The sequence below is a fragment of the Kribbella italica genome, assembly GCF_014205135.1.
GTDB lineage: Bacteria > Actinomycetota > Actinomycetes > Propionibacteriales > Kribbellaceae > Kribbella > Kribbella italica.
The window spans coordinates 5,085,099-5,104,169 of sequence record NZ_JACHMY010000001.1 but is presented as its reverse complement, the minus strand read 5'-3'; the positions used below and the strand labels follow the sequence as shown (position 1 = coordinate 5,104,169).

Annotated in this window: 18 protein-coding genes; 14 read left to right on the top strand and 4 right to left on the bottom strand. The window is 70.3% G+C overall.

What is annotated here, in order from left to right:
- Positions 1 to 35 precede the first annotated feature (35 nt).
- The 4 genes from guaB to HDA39_RS23705 all read left to right on the top strand — a co-directional run bounded on the left by guaB (position 36) and on the right by HDA39_RS23705 (position 3,883).
- Entirely contained in the window at positions 36 to 1,547 is a 1,512-nt protein-coding gene (gene guaB, locus HDA39_RS23720; protein ID WP_184798544.1) for an IMP dehydrogenase, read from the top strand.
- Between the two features lie 30 nt (positions 1,548 to 1,577).
- The gene (locus HDA39_RS23715; RefSeq protein WP_184798542.1) at positions 1,578 to 2,684 is read left to right on the top strand and encodes a GuaB3 family IMP dehydrogenase-related protein; all 1,107 of its coding nucleotides are present in this window, start codon (positions 1,578 to 1,580) and stop codon (positions 2,682 to 2,684) included.
- Complete coding sequence (locus HDA39_RS23710; RefSeq protein ID WP_184798540.1) at positions 2,684 to 3,412, top strand: acyl-CoA thioester hydrolase/BAAT C-terminal domain-containing protein; 729 nt, start codon at positions 2,684 to 2,686, stop codon at positions 3,410 to 3,412. Before HDA39_RS23715 ends, HDA39_RS23710 begins: the two co-directional genes overlap by 1 nt.
- A 78-nt stretch (positions 3,413 to 3,490) precedes the next feature.
- Positions 3,491 to 3,883, top strand: coding sequence for a hypothetical protein (locus tag HDA39_RS23705; protein WP_184798538.1), 393 nt, complete (start codon positions 3,491 to 3,493; stop codon positions 3,881 to 3,883).
- Positions 3,884 to 3,891: 8 nt separating this feature from the next.
- Here HDA39_RS23705 and HDA39_RS23700 read toward each other — a convergent pair whose 3' ends face one another.
- A complete protein-coding gene (locus tag HDA39_RS23700; RefSeq protein ID WP_184798536.1) occupies positions 3,892 to 5,337 on the bottom strand; it encodes a hypothetical protein in 1,446 nt (481 codons plus the stop codon).
- 137 nt (positions 5,338 to 5,474) lie between these two features.
- On the opposite strand from HDA39_RS23700, the gene HDA39_RS23695 reads away from it, so the two are divergent.
- From HDA39_RS23695 to guaA, 8 genes are all read left to right on the top strand, one after another.
- Positions 5,475 to 7,067 carry a succinic semialdehyde dehydrogenase gene (locus HDA39_RS23695; protein ID WP_184798534.1) on the top strand — a complete coding sequence of 531 codons (1,593 nt, stop codon included), beginning with the start codon at positions 5,475 to 5,477 and terminating at the stop codon, positions 7,065 to 7,067.
- A gap of 1 nt (position 7,068) precedes the next feature.
- Positions 7,069 to 8,772 (top strand): GMC oxidoreductase, encoded by a 1,704-nt coding sequence (locus tag HDA39_RS23690; RefSeq protein WP_184798532.1) that lies wholly within the window; start codon positions 7,069 to 7,071, stop codon positions 8,770 to 8,772.
- A gap of 462 nt (positions 8,773 to 9,234) precedes the next feature.
- Positions 9,235 to 10,224 carry a biotin synthase BioB gene (gene bioB / locus HDA39_RS23685; RefSeq protein WP_184798529.1) on the top strand — a complete coding sequence of 330 codons (990 nt, stop codon included), beginning with the start codon at positions 9,235 to 9,237 and terminating at the stop codon, positions 10,222 to 10,224.
- Positions 10,221 to 10,406 carry a biotin synthase auxiliary protein BsaP gene (gene bsaP / locus HDA39_RS23680; RefSeq protein WP_184798527.1) on the top strand — a complete coding sequence of 62 codons (186 nt, stop codon included), beginning with the start codon at positions 10,221 to 10,223 and terminating at the stop codon, positions 10,404 to 10,406. Before bioB ends, bsaP begins: the two co-directional genes overlap by 4 nt.
- Positions 10,399 to 11,700 carry an adenosylmethionine--8-amino-7-oxononanoate transaminase gene (gene bioA, locus HDA39_RS23675; RefSeq protein WP_184798525.1) on the top strand — a complete coding sequence of 434 codons (1,302 nt, stop codon included), beginning with the start codon at positions 10,399 to 10,401 and terminating at the stop codon, positions 11,698 to 11,700. Before bsaP ends, bioA begins: the two co-directional genes overlap by 8 nt.
- Complete coding sequence (locus HDA39_RS23670; RefSeq protein WP_184798522.1) at positions 11,700 to 12,848, top strand: 8-amino-7-oxononanoate synthase; 1,149 nt, start codon at positions 11,700 to 11,702, stop codon at positions 12,846 to 12,848. Before bioA ends, HDA39_RS23670 begins: the two co-directional genes overlap by 1 nt.
- Positions 12,845 to 13,531 (top strand): dethiobiotin synthase, encoded by a 687-nt coding sequence (gene bioD / locus HDA39_RS23665; RefSeq protein WP_184798520.1) that lies wholly within the window; start codon positions 12,845 to 12,847, stop codon positions 13,529 to 13,531. Before HDA39_RS23670 ends, bioD begins: the two co-directional genes overlap by 4 nt.
- Positions 13,532 to 13,533: 2 nt before the next feature.
- The gene (guaA, locus tag HDA39_RS23660; RefSeq protein ID WP_184798518.1) at positions 13,534 to 15,084 is read left to right on the top strand and encodes a glutamine-hydrolyzing GMP synthase; all 1,551 of its coding nucleotides are present in this window, start codon (positions 13,534 to 13,536) and stop codon (positions 15,082 to 15,084) included.
- Positions 15,085 to 15,088: 4 nt separating this feature from the next.
- On the opposite strand, the gene cpt is transcribed toward guaA, so the two are convergent.
- From cpt to HDA39_RS23645, 3 genes are read right to left on the bottom strand one after another with little or no spacing between them, the layout of a single operon-like run.
- Positions 15,089 to 15,622, bottom strand: a complete 534-nt coding sequence (cpt, locus tag HDA39_RS23655; protein WP_337925865.1) for a chloramphenicol phosphotransferase CPT — start codon at positions 15,620 to 15,622, stop codon at positions 15,089 to 15,091.
- A 46-nt stretch (positions 15,623 to 15,668) separates the two neighbouring features.
- A complete protein-coding gene (locus HDA39_RS23650) occupies positions 15,669 to 16,292 on the bottom strand; it encodes a hypothetical protein (protein WP_184798516.1) in 624 nt (207 codons plus the stop codon).
- Complete coding sequence (locus HDA39_RS23645) at positions 16,289 to 16,804, bottom strand: SigE family RNA polymerase sigma factor (protein ID WP_337925863.1); 516 nt, start codon at positions 16,802 to 16,804, stop codon at positions 16,289 to 16,291. Before HDA39_RS23645 ends, HDA39_RS23650 begins: the two co-directional genes overlap by 4 nt.
- Before the next feature lie 131 nt (positions 16,805 to 16,935).
- Here HDA39_RS23645 and HDA39_RS23640 point away from each other — a divergent pair, with 131 nt between their 5' ends.
- Complete coding sequence (locus HDA39_RS23640; RefSeq protein WP_238356911.1) at positions 16,936 to 17,565, top strand: TetR/AcrR family transcriptional regulator; 630 nt, start codon at positions 16,936 to 16,938, stop codon at positions 17,563 to 17,565.
- Positions 17,566 to 17,610: 45 nt separating this feature from the next.
- Complete coding sequence (locus HDA39_RS23635; protein WP_337925862.1) at positions 17,611 to 19,068, top strand: alpha/beta hydrolase; 1,458 nt, start codon at positions 17,611 to 17,613, stop codon at positions 19,066 to 19,068.
- The last annotated feature ends 3 nt before the right edge of the window (positions 19,069 to 19,071 follow it).

Genomic DNA, 19,071 nt, shown 5'->3' with positions numbered 1-19,071 from the left:
CCCGTTCTCGCCGTGCAAAGGTGCCTGCATCCCTCATGGACATCACCCCCTCCGGAGTTCCCGACAAGTTCGCCGTACTCGGTCTGACCTTCGACGACGTGCTGCTGCAGCCCAACGAGTCCGACGTGATCCCGTCGGAGGCGATCACCAGGTCCCGGGTCAGCCGCAACATCGAGGTGAACATCCCGCTGCTGTCCAGCGCGATGGACACCGTCACCGAGGCCCGGATGGCGATCGCGATGGCCCGCCAGGGTGGTCTGGGCGTGCTGCACCGCAACCTGTCGATCGAGGACCAGGCCCAGCAGGTCGACCTGGTCAAGCGCTCGGAGTCCGGCATGATCGCGCAGCCGATCACGATCGGCCCGGACGCCACCATCGGTGAGGCCGACGCCCTGTGCGGGCAGTACCGGATCTCCGGTGTCCCGGTCGTCGACAACGCCGGCGTTCTGGTCGGCATCGTCACCAACCGTGACATGCGGTTCGAGAACAACCAGGACCGCCCGGTCCGCGAGGTGATGACCAAGCAGCCGCTGATCCTCGGCAAGCAGGGCATCTCCGCCGACGACGCGATGGCGCTGCTGAGCAAGCACAAGGTCGAGAAGCTGCCGCTGGTCGACGACGCCGGCAAGCTGACCGGCCTGATCACGCTGAAGGACTTCGTCAAGCGGGACCAGTTCCCGCTGTCCACCAAGGACGAGACCGGCCGGCTGCGCGTCGGTGGCGCGATCGGCTTCTTCGGCGAGGCGTACAAGCGGGCGATGACCCTGGTCGAGGCCGGCGTGGACCTGCTCGTGGTGGACACCGCGCACGGTCACTCCCAGGCCCAGCTGGAGATCATCCGCAAGCTCAAGGCCGACCCGGCCACCCGCGGCGTCGACGTCGTCGGCGGCAACGTCGGCACCCGGGCCGGTGCCCAGGCGCTGGTCGAGGCCGGCGCGGACGGCGTGAAGGTCGGCGTCGGACCGGGCTCGATCTGTACGACGCGCGTCGTGTCCGGCGTCGGCGTCCCGCAGGTCACCGCGATCTACGAGGCGTCCCTGGCCTGCAAGCCGGCCGGCGTCCCGGTGATCGGCGACGGCGGCCTGCAGTACTCCGGTGACATCGCCAAGGCGCTGGTCGCCGGTGCGGACACCGTGATGCTGGGTTCGCTGCTGGCCGGCTGCGAGGAGTCGCCGGGCGACCTCGTGTTCATCAACGGCAAGCAGTTCAAGGCCTACCGCGGGATGGGTTCGCTCGGCGCGATGCAGTCCGGCGGCCTGCGCAAGTCGTACTCCAAGGACCGGTACTTCCAGAGCGACGTCGGCAGCGACGAGAAGCTGATCGCCGAGGGCGTCGAGGGTCAGGTGCCCTACCGCGGCCCGCTGTCGGCCGTCGCGCACCAGCTGATCGGCGGCCTGCGCCAGTCGATGTGGTACTGCGGATCGCGCACCGTCGCCGAGCTCCAGGACAAGGGCCGCTTCGTCCGGATCACCTCGGCCGGCCTGCAGGAGTCGCACCCGCACGACATCCAGATGACGGTCGAGGCGCCGAACTACTCCGGCCGCTGACCCGCCTGCAACGTTAGGAAAACCACCAAGATGACCGAGATCGAGATCGGCCGGGCCAAGCGCGGCCGGCAGGCGTACGCGTTCGACGACATCGCGATCGTGCCGTCGCGGCGGACCCGGGACCCCGAGGAGGTCTCGGTGGCCTGGCAGATCGACGCCTACCGGTTCGAGCTGCCGATCCTGGCCGCGCCGATGGACTCGGTGATGTCGCCGGCCACCGCGATCGCGATCGGCAAGGCCGGCGGTCTCGGCGTCCTGAACCTCGAGGGCCTGTGGACCCGCTTCGAGGACCCGACCTCGCTGCTCGAGGAGATCGTCACCCTCGACCGCGTGCAGGCCACGACCCGCCTGCAGGAGATCTACTCGGCGCCGATCAAGCCCGAGCTGATCTCCCAGCGGGTGCAGGAGATCCGCGACTCCGGTGTCACGGTGGCCGGTGCGCTGTCACCGCAGCGGACCAAGCAGTTCGCCAAGCACGTGGTGGACGCGGGCGTCGACCTGTTCGTCATCCGCGGTACGACGGTCTCGGCCGAGCACGTCTCCGGTCAGGCCGAGCCGCTGAACCTCAAGCAGTTCATCTACGACCTCGACGTGCCGGTGATCGTCGGCGGTTGCGCGACGCATCAGGCCGCGCTGCACCTGATGCGGACCGGCGCGGCCGGCGTACTGGTCGGCTTCGGTGGTGGCGCCGCGCACACGACCCGCAAGGTGCTCGGTGTCGCGGTGCCGATGGCGTCCGCGGTCGCCGACGTGGCCGCGGCCCGCCGGGACTACATGGACGAGTCCGGCGGCCGGTACGTGCACGTCATCGCCGACGGCTCGGTCGGCCGGTCCGGCGACGTCGCCAAGGCGATCGCCTGCGGTGCCGACGCGGTGATGGTCGGCTCGCCGCTGGCCCGCGGGAGCGATGCTCCCGGTGGCGGTTTCCACTGGGGCGCCGAGGCGTGGCACGCGGACCTCCCGCGCGGTGAGCGCGTCGAGGTCGGCGTCACCGGCACGATGGAGCAGATCCTGTTCGGCCCGTCCTGGGTCCCCGACGGCACGATGAACCTCGTCGGCGCCCTCAAGCGCGCGATGGCCACCACGGGCTACACGGAGCTCAAGGAGTTCCAGCGGGTCGAGGTCGTCGTCGGCTGATGAGCACCGGCGTCCTGCTGCTGCACGGTTCCAGCGGTACGCCGGACGTCGGGCGGGCGCGGATCCTGGAAGCGGTCGGGTACGACGTTCTCGCGCCGACGTGGTTCGACGCGCGGGTCAGCGAGGTCCCGCTGGAGTCGTTCCCGGTGGACGAGTTGGCGGCCCGCAACGACCGGCTCGTCGTGATGGGCACGTCGTTCGGTGCCGAGGCGGCGCTGCTGCTCGGCACCGTGGACGACCGGATCGATGGGGTGGTGGCGCAGGCGCCGTCCGCGTACGTCTGGGCCTGGATCGAGGACGGCGTACAGACCTCGCACTGGACCTGGCAGGGCGAGCCGCTGCCGTTCGTGCCGTTCGATCCGGACTGGGAGCCGGAGGACGATCCGCCCGCGTTCGTCGACGCCTACCGGCAGCGGTTGCGGAGATTCCCAACCGAGGCGGAGGCAGCGGCGATCCCCGCCGAGAGGTTCCGTGGCGAGCTGTTGCTGCTGGCCGGAGGTGACGACAAGGTCTGGCCGTCGGTGGAGTTCGCCGAGCAGCTGGTCCGCCGTCGGGGTTCGCTGGCCACCGAGGTGCTGGTCTCGGAGCAAGCCGGGCACCGGCTGATCCTGCCGGGCGAGCAGCCGAAGAACGCCGGCCGGCGGATGGCTCGGGGTGGCAGTGACGACGCCGACCGGGCGTTCGGCGTACGGGCGTGGCCGCACATTCTGAGGCTTCTCCAGGACTGAGGCGTGGACTCGCCGTTCGTGAGGTGAGACACCTGTGGCGGCTGCTCGTGGGTTGGAGGGTTCTGGAAGGATTGAGCCATGGGACTGTTCAGCCGCCGCACCGAAGCCGACAACGTCGCCCTCGCCGCTGCGCGGGCGCAACTGGCGCCCGAGGACGTCGACCAGGTCAGGTTCCTGCTGACCACGCGCAAGAGCGTCTTCGCGGTCAAGTACGTGATGGATCGCACCGGTTCCGAGCTGAAGCACGCCAAGGAAGTGGTCGACGACATCCGGCTCGGGCGCTTCGTCCCGCCGGTCACCGGTACGCCGGTCGTCCGCGTGCCCGGTACCAACCTGGCCGAGCGCACCCGGGCCCTCAAAGCGGCGGGTGAGTTGCATCAGGCAACTGCTTTGGTGGTCAGCGAGACCGGGATGACCGAAGTCGAAGCAGGCCTGTTCGTCGGCGCCCTGAAGCCCGAGCTGCAGGACTGAGAAACACCTCAGGTCTGCAGCTGGGCCGCGGCCTCGTGAGCGTGTTGTGAGGCCAGGAAGTCGCCCTTCGCCGCGAGCAGATCGCCGTGGTGGCGGTAGCAGGAGCCGGCCAGGTCGGCGACCTCGTTGTTGCTGGTGGTGAACGGGATCAGCGCCGTCGCGACCTCCGCGCTCCAGCCGGCGAGGTCGAGAGCCATCTCGGTCTGACCGGCCGCGTGGTAGGCCTCGGAGATGTCCAGCAGCAGCCGCGCCCAGATCGGCGCGTACGTGCTGGTCTCGTACCGCATCCGCTGCGACTCGCGCTCCGACGAGATCGCGAACAGGTAGTGCGCCTCCAGGCCCAGCGTCAGCGCGGTCTCCGCGTCGTGCGCGAGCAGCGGGCGGACCAGCTCGGCCAGCTCGGTGGCGCGGACGCAGGCCGACTCCGGATCGGTCCGGCCGGACACGGTCGCCAGCGTCATCCCCGGCGCGGGCTCGCCGAGCGCCAGTAGCCGGTAGTACTGCTCGAACGGCCCGAGCTTGATCTCGGCCGTCTCCAGCGCGCTCCGCAGCGACGGCGGGATGCCACGGTCGAGCTCGTCGACGACGCGCTGAGCTGCCTCTTCGTCCGTGGCGAACGCCGTCCGCAGGCAGTTCTCGCCCTCCAGGACCCGGCCGACCTGGTTGAGGTGGCGGCCCTTGCGCGCGAGCGCCGCGACCAGCGTGCGCAGGTCGGTCGCCGACTCGGAGTCGGCCAGCGTGTCCGCCGTACTGAGTCCGATCTCGTCCGCCTCCAGGGCCAGGTCGAGCCGGCTCTCCGCGGCGTGGATGTCGGCCGAGACCGCCGTCGCCGAGCAGAGGTAGCGCGCGTACGACAGCGACTGGGCGCTCTCGTTGATCTGACCGGCCAGCTGCAGGAACAGCTGCACGGCCGCGTCGGCGGAGGCGACGGCCAGGTCCGGGTCGCCGTACCGGCGCAGGATCAGCGCGTTCATCGCCAGCACCCGGGCGAAGTCGGGCTGGTGATGCAGGCTGTCCGGACCGCCGACGAGCTGCCCGTACGCGATCACCGCGCCGTCCATCTCCAGTACGGCGGTCGCCCCCCAGCCGCGGTGGGCCTGGGTCATCGCCCGCCGAGCGCGGACGTCGGCCAGGAACGAGGTCGCATCCAGTACGCCGGAGTCGCTCAGCTCCGTGTAGCCCAGTTGGGCCTCGTGCAGCGCGGCGAGCGCCTCTTCGTGCCGGCCGGAGGCGTTGAGCGAGCCCGCCAGCTCGTACTGCGTGGCCGCCATCAGGTGCTTGGCCTCGTAGTGGTCCGGCCGATCACCGGCCCGTTCCCGGGCCAGCTCGATCACCCGTTGCTGGTAGGGCCCGGCCTCGTCGGCCCGTCCCTCCTCGATCAGCACCTGGGCGGTCTGCAGCGCCTCACCGAGCTCGTCCTCAGGAGGCGTCCAGAGCCCCCCGCTGTCCACCATCTTGACGTTCCACCCCTTCGCTGACTCAACGGATCACCTTAGTGCCAACCGCAGTGATCCACCTCACCTCGTCCCCGTGAGTCCGTGCCACTGGCGCGGTACTGACACATCTGATTACCCACAGGTAGCCTGGGGAGATGAGCGAGCAGACCTCGATCCCCGCGGACCCCGAGCTGGACCCGACCGCGTCCTGGGCCACCGACCAGTCGGTCGTCCGGCGGCTGGCCGGGCTGCTGCGGGCCACGGCGGGCACCCGTACGACGTACGCGCCGGCCACCGGGCAGCCGGTCGCCGAGCTGCCGCTGTCCAGTGCCGACGACGTGGTCGCCGCGATCCGCTCCGCCCGGCGTACGCAGCGCAGCTGGAAGGGCACCTCGCTGGCCGACCGCGCCGCGATCCTGCTGCGCTACCACGACCTCGTGCTGGACCACCGCCACGAGCTGGTCGACCTGGTCATCCTGGAGTCCGGCAAGGCGCGCAAGCAGGCGTTCGAGGAGGTCGCGCACGTCGCGCTGACCGCCCGGTACTACGCCCGCAAGGCGACCGAGCTGCTCGGGCCGCAGCGCAAGCTCGGCATGTTCCCGGTGCTGACCCGGGCCGAGCAGCGGTTCGTCCCGAAGGGCGTCGTCGGGATCATCTCGCCCTGGAACTACCCGTTGACGATGGCGATGTCGGACGGGCTGCCCGCCGTACTGGCTGGGAACGCGGTCGTGCTCAAGCCGGACAGCCAGACCCCGCTGACCGCGCTCCGGGCGGTCGAGCTGCTGTACGAGGCCGGTCTGCCGCGCGACGCCTGGCAGGTGGTGAACGGCGACGGCCCGACCGTCGGCGGAGCAATCATCCAGAACGTCGACTACGTCTGCTTCACCGGCTCCACCAAGACCGGCCGCCTGGTCGCCCGTCAGGCCGGTGAGCGGCTGATCGGCGCCAGCCTCGAGCTCGGCGGCAAGAACCCGATGCTCGTGCTGCGCGACGCCGACGTGCACCGGGCCGCCGAGGGCGCCGTCCGCGCCTGCTTCAACAGCGGCGGCCAGCTCTGCGTCTCGATGGAGCGTCTGTACGTCGCCGACCAGATCTACGACGCCTTCGTGACCGCGTTCCTCGACCGGGTGAAGAAGCTGAAGGTCTCGGCCGGCACCGGCTGGGACGTCGACATGGGCTCGCTGATCTCCAAGGCCCAGCTGGAGACGGTCAGCCGGCACGTCGACGACGCCCGCGACAAGGGCGCCGTCGTCCTGGCCGGCGGCAAGGCCCGGCCGGATCTCGGTCCGCTGTTCTACGAGCCGACCGTGCTGTCCGGGGTGACACCGGAGATGGTCTGCTTCGACAACGAGACCTTCGGCCCGGTCGTGTCGCTGTACCGGTTCTCCGACGAGTCCGAGGCGATCGAGCGGGCCAACGAGGGCGAGTACGGCCTGAACGCCAGCGTCTGGACGCGCGACGGCCGTCGCGGCCGCGCGATCGCCGCCCAGCTCGTGGCCGGCACGGTCAACGTGAACGAGGGCTACGCCGCCACCTTCGGCTCGATCGACACCCCGATGGGCGGGATGCGGTCGTCCGGCCTCGGCCGCCGCCAGGGCGTCGAGGGCATCCGCCGGTACGTCGACCCGCAGGCGATCGCGACCCAGCGGGTGGTGCCGATCGCCCCCTCGCACGGGCTCAGCGACCAGGCGTACGCCGAAGTGATGACGACCGCGCTGCGGGTGCTCAAGAAGCTGGGCCGGGCGTGAGATGAGCTTCGACCACGACGTCGTCGTCATCGGGTCCGGCTTCGGCGGCAGCGTGAGCGCGCTGCGGCTGACCGAGAAGGGCTACAAGGTCGCCGTCCTGGAGGCGGGCGCGCGGTTCGACGACGCCGGGTTCGCGAAGAACTCCTGGGACAAGAACCGGTTCCTGTTCGCACCGGCGCTCGGCTGGTACGGGATCCAGCGGATCAGCGCGCTGCGGGACGTGATCATCCTGTCCGGCGCGGGCGTCGGCGGCGGCAGCCTGGTCTACGCCAACACCCTGTACGAGCCGCTGCCGGCCTTCTACACCGACCGCCAGTGGGCGCACATCACCGACTGGAAGTCCGAGCTGGCGCCGTACTACGACCAGGCCAAGCGGATGCTCGGCGTCACGACGTACCCGCACTTCACGCCGGCCGACGAGGTGATGAAGCAGGTCGCCGACGACCTGGGCGTGGGGGACACCTTCCACCCGACGCCGGTCGGGGTGTTCTTCGGCGATCCCGGGGTCGAGGTCGAGGACCCGTACTTCGGCGGCGCCGGGCCGCGGCGCAGCGGCTGCATCGACTGCGGCGAGTGCATGACCGGTTGCCGGCACAACGCGAAGAACACGCTGACCAAGAACTATCTCTACCTGGCCGAGAAGGCCGGCGCGGAGGTCTTCCCGATGACGACGGTGACGTCGGTCGAGCCGCTGCCCGGCGGTGGCTACGCGATCGAGACCCGTCGTACGTCGAACCGCAAGCTCACGCGCCGGTTCACCGCCGAGCAGGTGGTCTTCGCGGCCTCCGCGCTCGGGACGGCGAAGCTCCTGCACCGGCTCCGCGACGAGGGCAAGCTGCCGAAGGTGTCGGACCGGATCGGTGTCCTGACCCGGACGAACTCCGAGTCGTTGCTCGGGGCAATCGCCGGGGACCGGTCGGTGGACTACAGCCGCGGCGTCGCGATCACGTCGTCGTTCCACCCCGACGAGATCACCCACATCGAGCCGGTCCGCTACGGCAAGGGCAGCAACGCGATGTCGCTGCTGCAGACCGTGCTGACCGACGGCGACGGGAACACGCCGCGCTGGCGGACCTGGTTGCGTGAGCTGGGCGTGCAGCGGAAGAACATCCGTCGCCTGTACGACCTGAAGCACTGGTCGGAGCGGACCGTGATCGCGCTGGTGATGCAGACCGCGGACAACTCGATCACCACGTTCGGCAAGCGGGACCGGTTCGGCCGCTGGCGGCTGACGTCGAAGCAGGGCCACGGCGCTCCGAACCCGTCCTGGATCCCGGTCGCGAACCAGGTGGTCCGGCGGATGGCGACGATCATGCGCGGGACGCCGGGCGGCACGATCGGGGAGCCGTTCAACGTGCCGATGACGGCGCACTTCATCGGCGGCTGCGCGATCGGCGACTCGGCGGCGACCGGAGTGGTCGACGCGTACCAGCGGGTCTACGGGTACGACGGCCTGCACATCGTGGACGGTTCGGCGATCTCGGCGAACCTGGGCGTGAACCCGTCGCTGACGATCACGGCGCAGGCCGAGCGGGCGCTGGCGTTCTGGCCGAACAAGGGGCAGGCGGATCCGCGGCCAGCGGTCGGTACGCCGTACGAGCGGGTGGCGCCGGTCACACCCGGTCATCCGGTGGTGCCTGTCGATGCACCGGGTGCATTGCGCTTGCCGATTGTGGAGATCAAGCGCTCTGTGACGAAACCGTAACGCCACGACAATGTGAAAAACCCTCAGCTCCGGTGAATTCCCGGGTGCTGAGGGTTTGTATTAGTGCCGACGGTGCTGATTAGTGCCATAAAAGGGAGCAGGCCCCTCGGGAACGTTTCCGCCCAAATCGTTTCCCGAGGGACCCACTCAAGCCGGGGTGAGGCGCCCGGCGCTTTGGGATCGGGTCACCAGCCACAGCTGGCGACCCGAGCTCATGAACCCCACTCTACATCCGATTCCTGGAGTTTCGAGCTGCTGCGAATGAATGTGATCACTCTGCGTGCTGTTCGTAATACTCTGGGTTTCGGAGCGGCGGTCTCCTTGCGGTGACCGCCTCTGCACACATCAACGAGCCCGTCTACAAGGGGTTACGAGGTTCTCCAAAAACTTTTCCGGCTTTCTTCGGGTCCGCGTGACGCCCCTCGCAGTGCTGCTCGGCAGGGCTGGCCTACTGTGACCCGCATGATCCTCGACGTCGCCCGTGAGCAGGTCCTCGGCCGTGGTGCCGGTCTGAACCAGGAGCAGCTGGTGGAGGTGCTGCGGTCGCCGGACGACCAGCTGGCCGACCTGCTGGCCCTGGCGCACGACGTCCGGGTGAAGTGGTGCGGTGAGGAGGTCGAGGTCGAGGGGATCATCTCCCTGAAGACCGGCGGCTGCCCCGAGGACTGCCACTTCTGCTCGCAGTCCGGCCAGTTCACCTCGCCGGTCCGCGCGGTCTGGCTGAACATCCCGGAGCTGGTCGAGGCGGCCAAGGAGACGGCCAAGACCGGAGCGACCGAGTTCTGCATCGTGGCCGCCGTCCGAGGTCCCGACGCGCGGCTGATGTCCCAGGTGAAGGCCGGCATCGAGGCGATCAACGCCGAGGTCGACATCAACATCGCCTGCTCGCTCGGCATGCTCAGCCAGGAGCAGGTCGACGAGCTGCGCACGATGGGCGTGCACCGCTACAACCACAACCTCGAGTCGGCCCGGTCGTACTTCGGCGACGTGGTCACCACGCACTCCTTCGAGGAGCGCTGGGAGACCTGCGTGATGGTCAAGGAGTCCGGCATGGAGCTGTGCTGCGGCGGGCTGGTCGGGATGGGCGAGACGCTGGAGCAGCGGGCCGAGCTGGCCGCCCAGCTGGCCGAGCTGGAGCCGCACGAGGTCCCGCTGAACTTCCTGAACCCGCGGCCGGGCACGCCGTTCGGTGACATGGAGGTGATGGACGGCAAGGACGCGCTGCGCACGATCGCGGCGTTCCGGCTGGCGATGCCGAAGACGATCCTGCGGTACGCCGGGGGCCGCGAGCTGACCCTGGGCGACCTGGGCACCCGCGAGGGCCTGCTCGGTGGCATCAACGCGGTCATCGTCGGCAACTACCTGACCACCCTGGGCCGGCCGGCGACCGCGGACCTGGATCTGCTCGCCGACCTGAAGATGCCGGTGAAGGAACTCCAGAAGACGCTATGACCCTTGTGTACTGCGGCCACTGCGGCCAGGAGCTGACCGGCAGCGGTCACGAGGACTGCCGTACGGCGTTGTCGATGGAGCCGCCGCGCTACTGCGACCAGTGCCGGCGGCGGATGGTCGTGCAGGTCCACCCGATGGGCTGGGCCGCCCGCTGCTCGGTGCACGGTGAGATCCATGGATGACCTGCTGAAGCGGGACGCGGCACTGCTGTGGCACCCGTACGCCTCGCTGACCGAACCCTCTCCGACCCGGCTGGTCACGGGCGCTTCCGGCGTACGGCTGACGCTCGACGACGGCGCCGGTGGCACGGTCGAGGCGATCGACGCGATGGCGTCGTGGTGGTGCATGATCCACGGCTACCGGAACCCTGTGCTGGACGCTGCGCTTCGGGACCAGATCGACTCGTTCAGCCACGTCATGTTCGGCGGGCTCACCCACGAGCCGGCCGTCCGGCTCGGGGAGCGGCTGGTCGAGCTCACGCCGGAGCCGCTGCGGCACGTGTTCTTCTGCGACTCCGGCTCGGTGTCGGTCGAGGTCGCGCTGAAGCTGGCACTGCAGTACCAGCGCGCCCGGGGCTTTGCCGGTCGTACGAGGATGCTGACCGTGCGGGGCGGGTACCACGGCGACACCTTCGCGCCGATGAGCGTCTGCGACCCGGTCAACGGCATGCACTCGCTGTTCACCGGTGCGCTGCAGGAGCAGGTGTTCGGCCCGCAGCCCCCGGCCGGGTTCGACCGGCCTGCTGACGACCCGGAGTACTTGGCCTGGGCGGAGGCGATGCGAGCGCTGGCCGCGGTGTACCGCGACGAGGTGGCGGCGATCGTCGTCGAGCCGATCCTGCAGGGCGCCGGTGGCATGTACCCGTACAGCCCGGCCTGCCTGCGGCTGCTGCGCGAGCTGGCCGACGAGTACGGCTTCCTGCTGATCCTGGACGAGATCGCGACCGGCTTCGGCCGTACCGGCACGCTGTTCGCGTCGGAGCACGCCGGGGTCGACCCGGACATCCTCTGCGTCGGCAAAGCCCTCACCGGCGGCTACCTGTCGATGGCAGCCACCCTCTGTACGACGGACGTCGCGCACACGGTCTCGGGCGGTCCCGGTGGCGCGCTGATGCATGGCCCGACCTTCATGGCGAACCCGCTGGCCTGCGCTGTCGCTCTGGCGAGCATCGACCTGCTGATGGCCTCCGACTGGTCTGCTGAGATTTCCCGCATCTCCGCCGGGCTGTCAACCGGCCTGGCTCCGGCGGCCTCGCTGCCGGGAGTGAAGGACGTCCGGGTGCTCGGCGCGGTCGGTGTCGTCCAGCTGGGCGGTCCGGTCGACCTGCCACGGATGACCGATGCCGTACTGCGGCGCGGTGTCTGGGTGCGGCCGTTCCGCGATCTGGTCTACACGATGCCGCCGTACGTGTGCACGGACGAGGAGATCGCGACGATCTGCACCGCGATCACCGAAGCCGTTGCTGAGGGCAACTGATGGCGGACGGTGCTGCGCCCGTGGGGCTGCTGACGCAGTGGTTGACGCCGCTCGCTGCCGGCCGGGATGCTCGCGGACTGACGCGCCGCCTGCGCCCCCGCGCCGCCGGGGACGACTTGATCGACCTGGCGGGCAACGACTACCTGGGGCTGGCTCGCGATCCGCGGGTGGTGGAGGCCGCGGTGGCTGCCGTCCGCGAGTGGGGCGCCGGCGCGACGGCGTCCCGCCTGGTCACCGGCACCACGACGCTGCACACCGAGCTGGAGTCGTCCCTGGCTGCCTTCACCGGGCACGCCGCAGGCCTGGCCTTCTCCTCCGGCTACCTCGCGAACCTCGGCGTCGTCACCGCACTGGGTGGCGCCGAGACGCTGGTGGTGTCCGACGCTCACGTCCATGCCTCGCTCGTCGACGCCTGCCGGCTGTCGCGCTCGCGGGTCGAGATCGTGCCCCACAACGACGTCGAGGCGGTCGGCAAAGCCCTTGCCAACCGCAACGAGCCCCACGCGCTGGTGCTGGCCGAGTCGGTCTACAGCGTTCTGGGCGACGCAGCTCCGCTGACCGCGCTTGCGGCCGTGGCGCTGGAGCACGACGCAGTCCTGCTGGTCGACGAGGCTCACGGGATCGGCGTGACAGGCCACGGCCGTGGCGGCGTAGCAGCAGCCGGCCTGGCCGGGCTGGACCACGTCGTCGTCACCGTGACCCTCTCCAAAGCCCTGGCCAGCCAGGGCGGAGTAGTGCTCGGCCCAGCGGTACTACGCGAGCACCTGGTCAACCGAGCCCGGTCCTTCATCTTCGACACTGGTCTGAGCCCAGCAGCCTGCGCAGCAGCTCTGGCCGCGCTACGGATCCTCACCGACGAGCCGACGCGGCCGGACTCCATCCACGCGACCGCTCGTCGGCTGGCTGACGAGTGCGGCGTGACGCCGTCGGCAGGAGCGGTCGTCTCCGTCCCGATGCCCGGTCCACGCGAGACGGTCCGGGCTGCTGAGCTCTGCCTGGCCAACGGCGTACGCGTCGGCAGCTTCCGGCCGCCGTCTGTCCCGGACGGAATCAGCCGTCTCCGCCTGACCGCCCGGGCCGGGCTGACGGCCGATGAGCTCGACCACGCCTGCCACACCATCACCGCTGCTCTCCAGGAGGTCTCGTGACCGTCCTCATCGTCACCGGGACCGACACCGGGGTCGGCAAGACCGTCGTCACCGCTGCGCTAGCAGCTGCCGCGCGCGGCAGCGTCGCGGTGATGAAGCCTGCACAGACCGGCGTGACAGCTGACGAGCCGGGCGACCTGCAGGACATCCAGCGCCTCACCGGCCTGACCGACCTGCACGAGGGAGTCCGCCTGCTGGACCCGCTGGCTCCTACGACGGCCGGTCGTCGCCAGGGGCTCGCACTGCCGTCCATCGACACCCATGCGAAGGCGATCGACGACCTGGCCGCCGACCACGACCTCGTCCTGGTCGAAGGCGCCGGGGGACTGCTGGTCGGGCTGGACGAGGACGGCCACGACCTGGCCGACCTGGCCGCGCTGCTGACGGTCCCGTTCGCGTTCGTCGTGGTCTGCCGCGCCGGACTCGGCACGCTGAACCACACCGGCCTCACGGTCGAGGCACTACGCAACCGCCAGCTCCCGATCGCCGGCCTGGTCATCGGCTCCTGGCCCGGCGAGCCGGACTTGGCCGAGCAGTGCAACGCCGACGACCTGCCCGCCACCACCGGCGTACCGGTCCTGGGCCGAATCCCTGCCGGTGCCGGGCAGCTGGACCGGGAGTCCTTCGAAGCGGCGGCCGACAGGTGGATTACAGCCCGGCTGACCTGCACCGATACCCTCTAGGCGTGACTGATCATGACCTGGTTCTCGTTGTCGACTTCGGTGCGCAGTACGCGCAGCTGATCGCCCGCCGGGTGCGTGAGGCGAAGGTGTACTCCGAGATCGTCCCGCACTCGATGGCCGTCGAGGAGATGCTGGAGCGCAAGCCGAAGGCGATCATCCTGTCCGGCGGGCCGCAGTCGGTGTACGCCGAGGGCGCGCCGCGGGTGGACTCGGCGCTGTTCGACGCCGGCGTCCCGGCGTTCGGGATCTGCTACGGGTTCCAGGCAATGGCGCAGACGCTGGGCGGCGACGTCCGCAAGACCGGGTTGCGCGAGTTCGGCCGGACGCCGGTCACGGTGAGCGCGGCCGGCACGCTGCTGGCCGGGATCCCCGAGGACCTGAACGTCTGGATGTCGCACGGCGACGCCGTGCACGCGCCGCCGGCGGGCTTCGCCGTACTGGCTGCTTCGGGTGGTGCGCCGGTCGCCGCCTTCGAGGACCTGGACCGCAAGCTGGCCGGTGTGCAGTGGCACCCGGAGGTCCTGCACTCGCAGGCCGGGCAGGCCGTGCTGGAGCACTTTCTGTACGACATCGCCGGCTGCACCGGCGACTGGACGACCAGCAACGTCGTGGACGAGCAGGTCGAGCTGATCCGTCAGCAGGTCGGCGACAAGCAGGTGCTGTGCGCGCTGTCCGGCGGGGTGGACTCCGCGGTGGCCGCTGCTCTGGTCAGCAAGGCGATCGGTGACCAGCTGACCTGTGTGTACGTCGACCACGGGCTGCAGCGCGCCGGTGAGTCCGACCAGATCGAGAAGGACTTCGTCGCCGCGACCGGGACGCGGCTGGAGATGGTCGACGCGGAGGACCAGTTCCTGACCGCGCTGGCCGGCGTCACCGACCCGGAGCAGAAGCGCAAGATCATCGGCCGGGAGTTCATCCGGACCTTCGAGGCGACCGCCCGCAAGCTGGACGCCGAGCGGCACATCGAGTTCCTGGTCCAGGGCACGCTCTACCCGGACGTGGTCGAGTCCGGCGGTGGGACGGGCGCGGCCAACATCAAGTCGCACCACAACGTCGGTGGGCTGCCCGACGACCTGCAGTTCTCGCTGATCGAGCCGCTGCGGACGCTGTTCAAGGACGAGGTCCGCGAACTCGGCGTCGCGCTCGGGCTGCCGGAGACGATGGTCTACCGGCACCCGTTCCCGGGGCCCGGCCTTGGCATCCGGATCGTCGGCGAGGTGACCAAGGACCGGCTGGAGATCCTCCGCGCCGCCGACCTGATCGCCCGCACCGAACTGACCGCCGCCGGTTTGGATCGCGACATCTGGCAGTTCCCGGTGGTGCTGCTGGCCGACGTCCGCTCGGTCGGCGTCCAGGGCGACGGCCGCACGTACGGCCACCCGGTCGTCCTCCGCCCGGTCACCAGCGAGGACGCCATGACCGCCGACTGGGCCCGCCTGCCGTACGACGTACTCGAGAAGATCTCCACCCGCATCACCAACGAGGTCGACGAGATCAACCGAGTCACCCTCGACATCACCAGCAAGCCCCCGGGCACCATCGAGTGGGAGTAGTTCGCTAGGAGACGACCCGCGCCGCGACGGCGCGGGCACACTCCAGCGACTCCGTGCTTCCCGTATCGACTTCTACGTCGTACTGCACGCCTTCGTGGACAACGTGTGCTTGGAGTTCTGCCATGCCTGGGGTTCTGTCGCCGCGGGCGAGTTCACGCTGGGCGGCGATCTCCGGCGCGCAGCGGACGCCGACCCAGAGCACGTTCAGCCCGTCGAGCTGAGCGCGCACCCGCGCCTGCGACTGTGCGCCGCCGAGGAACACGTCGTCCAGCACGATCCGCGCCCCGGCCCGCACCATCGCCGCGATCCCGGCCATCCACGCGGCCTCCATCGCCCGGAAGTCGTCCCCGACCGACACCTCGCCCTGGTCCCCGAACCCGATCCCGTCCCCGCCGTCCACCAGCGCTGGCGGCATCGCGTCGACGAGGTCGTCGACGCTGAAGCTCAACCAGGGATCCGCCAGCACCCCCTGCAGCTCCCGCGCCAGCCGCGACTTCCCCGAACTCGACCCACCGTTCAGCACGATCACTTGAATCACCCACCCACGCTAACCGCGCGCGGGTTCCCGCCGCCCGCCGGACAGCTCACCGGTAGGCGGCGACCTCGAGCTTCATCCCCCGGCTTTCCGGCAGTTGCACGTCCACCTGCGCGACCGAGTACCGCGGCCACCCAGCCGGTACGACGAAGTCGGTGAAAGTGATCGCGCCGACGCACGCCACCGACCGTGCGCCAGGGACCGGCGCGCCCGGCGGCGGGCCCGCCTGGCCGTTGGACGGCTCCAGCGACACCTCGAGCATCACCGGGTCCGGCCCGGACGCAGTCGGGCAGATCGTCCGGATCCGAACCAAGTCGTCGGCCCGCAGCCCGTCGAGCCCCAGGTAGAGACCACGCGGCGTGGCCTCGGGCTCGCGGTGCACCCGCGGGCGGTCCAGCAAGTGCCGGTCCCCAACCTCTGTAGGAGTCTCGCCGAGAGCACCCGGAGGCGTGTCCGCCGCGACCGGCCCGGCCGGCGCAGCATCGTCGCTCGACCACAGGTCGACAGCGCCGAACGCCCCGGCCGCAACCACCGCCGTACAGGCGACGGCGGCCGCGACCTGCGTGCGCTGGCGCCGACGGCCGCGCTTGCGGATGACGGCGACCGGGTCGCCGGGGGAGTCGACCGGCCGGCCGGCCTCCTTGAGCAGCGTGCGTAGTTCGTCGGTGTTCATCGGGTCTCCGTGGTCTCTTGGGAGGCGAGATCGACGCGTAGCTTGGTCAGCGCCCGGTGGGTCTGGCTCTTCACCGTCCCGATCGAGCACCCCAGTACGTCGGCCGTCTCGGCCTCGGACAGGTCTTCGAAGTACCGCAGGACCACAGCGGCGCACATCCGCTTCGGCAGCCGCCGCAGCGCCTGCATCAGGTCGGAGTGCTCGACCAGCCGCACCGAACCCCCGTACGCCGTGGGCGCGACCGCCGTCAGGTCGTCGGTCGGCAACTCCTGGCCGCCCCGCCGCCGGCGCCACCACTCGGTGTGCGTGTTGACCATCACCCGGCGTACGTACGCCGTCGGGTCGTCGGCCTGCACCTTGCGCCAGGACAGCCAGCACCTGGTCAGCGTGGTCTGCACCAGGTCCTCGGCCAGCCCACGGTCCTGCGTCAGCAGGTAGGCCAGGCCCAGCAGCGCGCCGTACCGAGCAGACGCGTAGGCCTCGAAATCGGCACGGGTGCGTCCCTCCACCACCCGGACCTCCACAACCCCCGCGTCACCCTGCATACCGGACAAGAGGCAGCTTCACCCGCGAAGGTTGCATCCGGCGCCGAACGACATCAAATGATACTTTGGCACTTAGTGCCATAGTTTCGGAGGTGACCATGCAGGGCGCGATGAGCGAGGTTCGGCGTACGCGGCTGCACCTGGAGATCTCCCGGGCGGCGACGAAACTGTTCTGGGAGCAGGGGGTCGCGGCCACCACCGGCGAGCAGATCGCCGAGTCCGTCGGCCTGTCGGTCCGGACCCTGTGGCGCCACGTCCGCAACAAGGAGAGTTGCGCCGAGCCGATCGTCGCGCACAGCTGGACCTGGTTCATCACCGTGATGCGCCGCTGGCCGGCCGGCATCTCGCTCGAGGAACACCTTGTCGCCGAGCACGCGCGGATGCGGCCGGAGCCCGAGGAGGCCGCCGACAACCTGGCCGCCGCCCGGATGATCGTGCTGAGCGCGTCCGAGCCGGCGATCCGCAGCGCCTGGCTGCTGAGCTGCGACCGGCTCGAGCGCGACCTGGTCCCCGTCTTCGCCGACCGGCTGCGGATCTCGGTCGACGAGCCGGGCCTCCGGGTGCACGCGGCCGCGGCCGCCTCGGTGCTGCGGGTGATCAGCGAGGAGGTGCTGACCGCCGTACTGGCCGGTGCCGACCGGGCCCGGATGGCCGATCCCTACCCACGGATCGCTCGCGCCGTCGGCGCGGCCACAGGCTTCGCGATCGGCGACGCGCTCGACGACTGAACCACCCGAACTCGACGCCACCGTCGGTGGCAGAGGAGGAACATCGTGCGAACGAAGTCCGTAGTCGCGTTGATCGCGGCGGTGGCGGTGCTGATGCCACCGGCGCAGTCCGTGGCGGCGCAGTCCGTCGCGGCACCGGCCGCGAGTCCCTTGCAGTGGGGGAAGTGCCCGGCGTTCGACCCACCGACCGTGACGCAGTCGGAGTGCGCGACGCTCGAGGTGCCGCTGGACTACAGCGCTCCGGACGGCGCGAAGATCCAGCTCGCCGTCTCCCGGCTGTCCGCTGCCGATCCGGCCAAGCGCCGCGGGGTGCTGCTGACGAACTCGGGCGGCCCGGGCGGCGCGGGCCAGCGCTTCCCGGCGGACCTGGTCGACGTCGGTCTGCCGAAGAGCGTGCGGGACACCTACGACATCATCGGCTTCGACCCGCGCGGCGTCGGCCGGAGCGCGCCGGTCACCTGTGACCTCACCGCCGAGCAGAACTACTCCAGCATCCCGCCGTACGCGCGGAACGCCGCTGACGTCCTGCAGCAGGCGAATCGGTCGCGGCAGATCGCGGACCAGTGCGGCAAGTCGAGTACGGCGGCCCTGCTGCCGCACATCAGTACGGCGAACACCGCGCGCGACATGGACACGATCCGGGCAGCACTCGGCGAGCGGAAGGTGTCGTACCTGGGCATCTCGTACGGGACGTACCTGGGCGCGGTCTACGCGACGATGTTCCCGCAGCGCACCGACCGCGTCGTGCTCGACAGCTCGACCGGTCCCGACGGCTGGGACTTCGGCTTCCAGCGCAACCTCGCCCGGGGCTTCGAGGAGCGCTTCCCGGACTTCGCCAAGTACGTCGCCGCGCGCCCGCAGCTCGGGCTGGGGACGACGCCGCGGCAGGTCCGCGCCAAGTACGACGCGTTGGCCGCACGGCTGGACCGGACCACGACGGCCGGCCGGTCCGACGGTGCGCTGTTCCGCCAGGCGACGTTCGCCCGGCTGTACTACGACAAGAACTTCCCCGAGCTCGCCGGGATCTGGCAGGCCGTCGACACCGGAACACCCCAGCGCGCCGCCGCGGCCGCGGCCGCGAACGACAACTACCTCGCGAGCCAGTTGCACGTGCTCTGCAACGACTCCCGCTGGCCGCGCTCGGTCCTGACCTACCAGGTCACGGTCGCCATCGACCGCATCCGCCACCCGATGTTCGGCGCGGCCGCCGGCGGCATCAACGCCTGCGCGTTCTGGCCGAACCGGACGCCGGAGCACGTCCGGATCGACGACCACGGCCCGTCGAACATCTTGATCGCGCAGAACCTCCGCGATCCCGCCACCCCGCTCGCCGGCGCCCGCGCGATGCAGGCGGCGCTCGGCGACCGCGCGCGGATGGTGACCGCCGACCAGGGCGGCCACCTCGGCTACCTGTTCAAGGACAACCGGTGCCTGAACGACGCCGTCACCACGTTCCTTGCCACCGGCAACCGTCCCCACCGCGACCTGAACTGCAAGGCCTGAGTC

Excerpts from the sequence above, each read along its gene's own strand:
- guaB (WP_184798544.1), top strand. The coding sequence starts at position 36 with ATGGACATCACCCCCTCCGGAGTTCCCGACAAGTTCGCCGTACTCGGT.
- HDA39_RS23715 (WP_184798542.1), top strand. The coding sequence starts at position 1,578 with ATGACCGAGATCGAGATCGGCCGGGCCAAGCGCGGCCGGCAGGCGTAC.
- HDA39_RS23710 (WP_184798540.1), top strand. The coding sequence starts at position 2,684 with ATGAGCACCGGCGTCCTGCTGCTGCACGGTTCCAGCGGTACGCCGGAC.
- HDA39_RS23705 (WP_184798538.1), top strand. The coding sequence starts at position 3,491 with ATGGGACTGTTCAGCCGCCGCACCGAAGCCGACAACGTCGCCCTCGCC.
- HDA39_RS23700 (WP_184798536.1), bottom strand. The coding sequence starts at position 5,337 with ATGGTGGACAGCGGGGGGCTCTGGACGCCTCCTGAGGACGAGCTCGGT.
- HDA39_RS23695 (WP_184798534.1), top strand. The coding sequence starts at position 5,475 with ATGAGCGAGCAGACCTCGATCCCCGCGGACCCCGAGCTGGACCCGACC.
- HDA39_RS23690 (WP_184798532.1), top strand. The coding sequence starts at position 7,069 with ATGAGCTTCGACCACGACGTCGTCGTCATCGGGTCCGGCTTCGGCGGC.
- bioB (WP_184798529.1), top strand. The coding sequence starts at position 9,235 with ATGATCCTCGACGTCGCCCGTGAGCAGGTCCTCGGCCGTGGTGCCGGT.
- bsaP (WP_184798527.1), top strand. The coding sequence starts at position 10,221 with ATGACCCTTGTGTACTGCGGCCACTGCGGCCAGGAGCTGACCGGCAGC.
- bioA (WP_184798525.1), top strand. The coding sequence starts at position 10,399 with ATGGATGACCTGCTGAAGCGGGACGCGGCACTGCTGTGGCACCCGTAC.
- HDA39_RS23670 (WP_184798522.1), top strand. The coding sequence starts at position 11,700 with ATGGCGGACGGTGCTGCGCCCGTGGGGCTGCTGACGCAGTGGTTGACG.
- HDA39_RS23650 (WP_184798516.1), bottom strand. The coding sequence starts at position 16,292 with ATGAACACCGACGAACTACGCACGCTGCTCAAGGAGGCCGGCCGGCCG.
- HDA39_RS23640 (WP_238356911.1), top strand. The coding sequence starts at position 16,936 with ATGCAGGGCGCGATGAGCGAGGTTCGGCGTACGCGGCTGCACCTGGAG.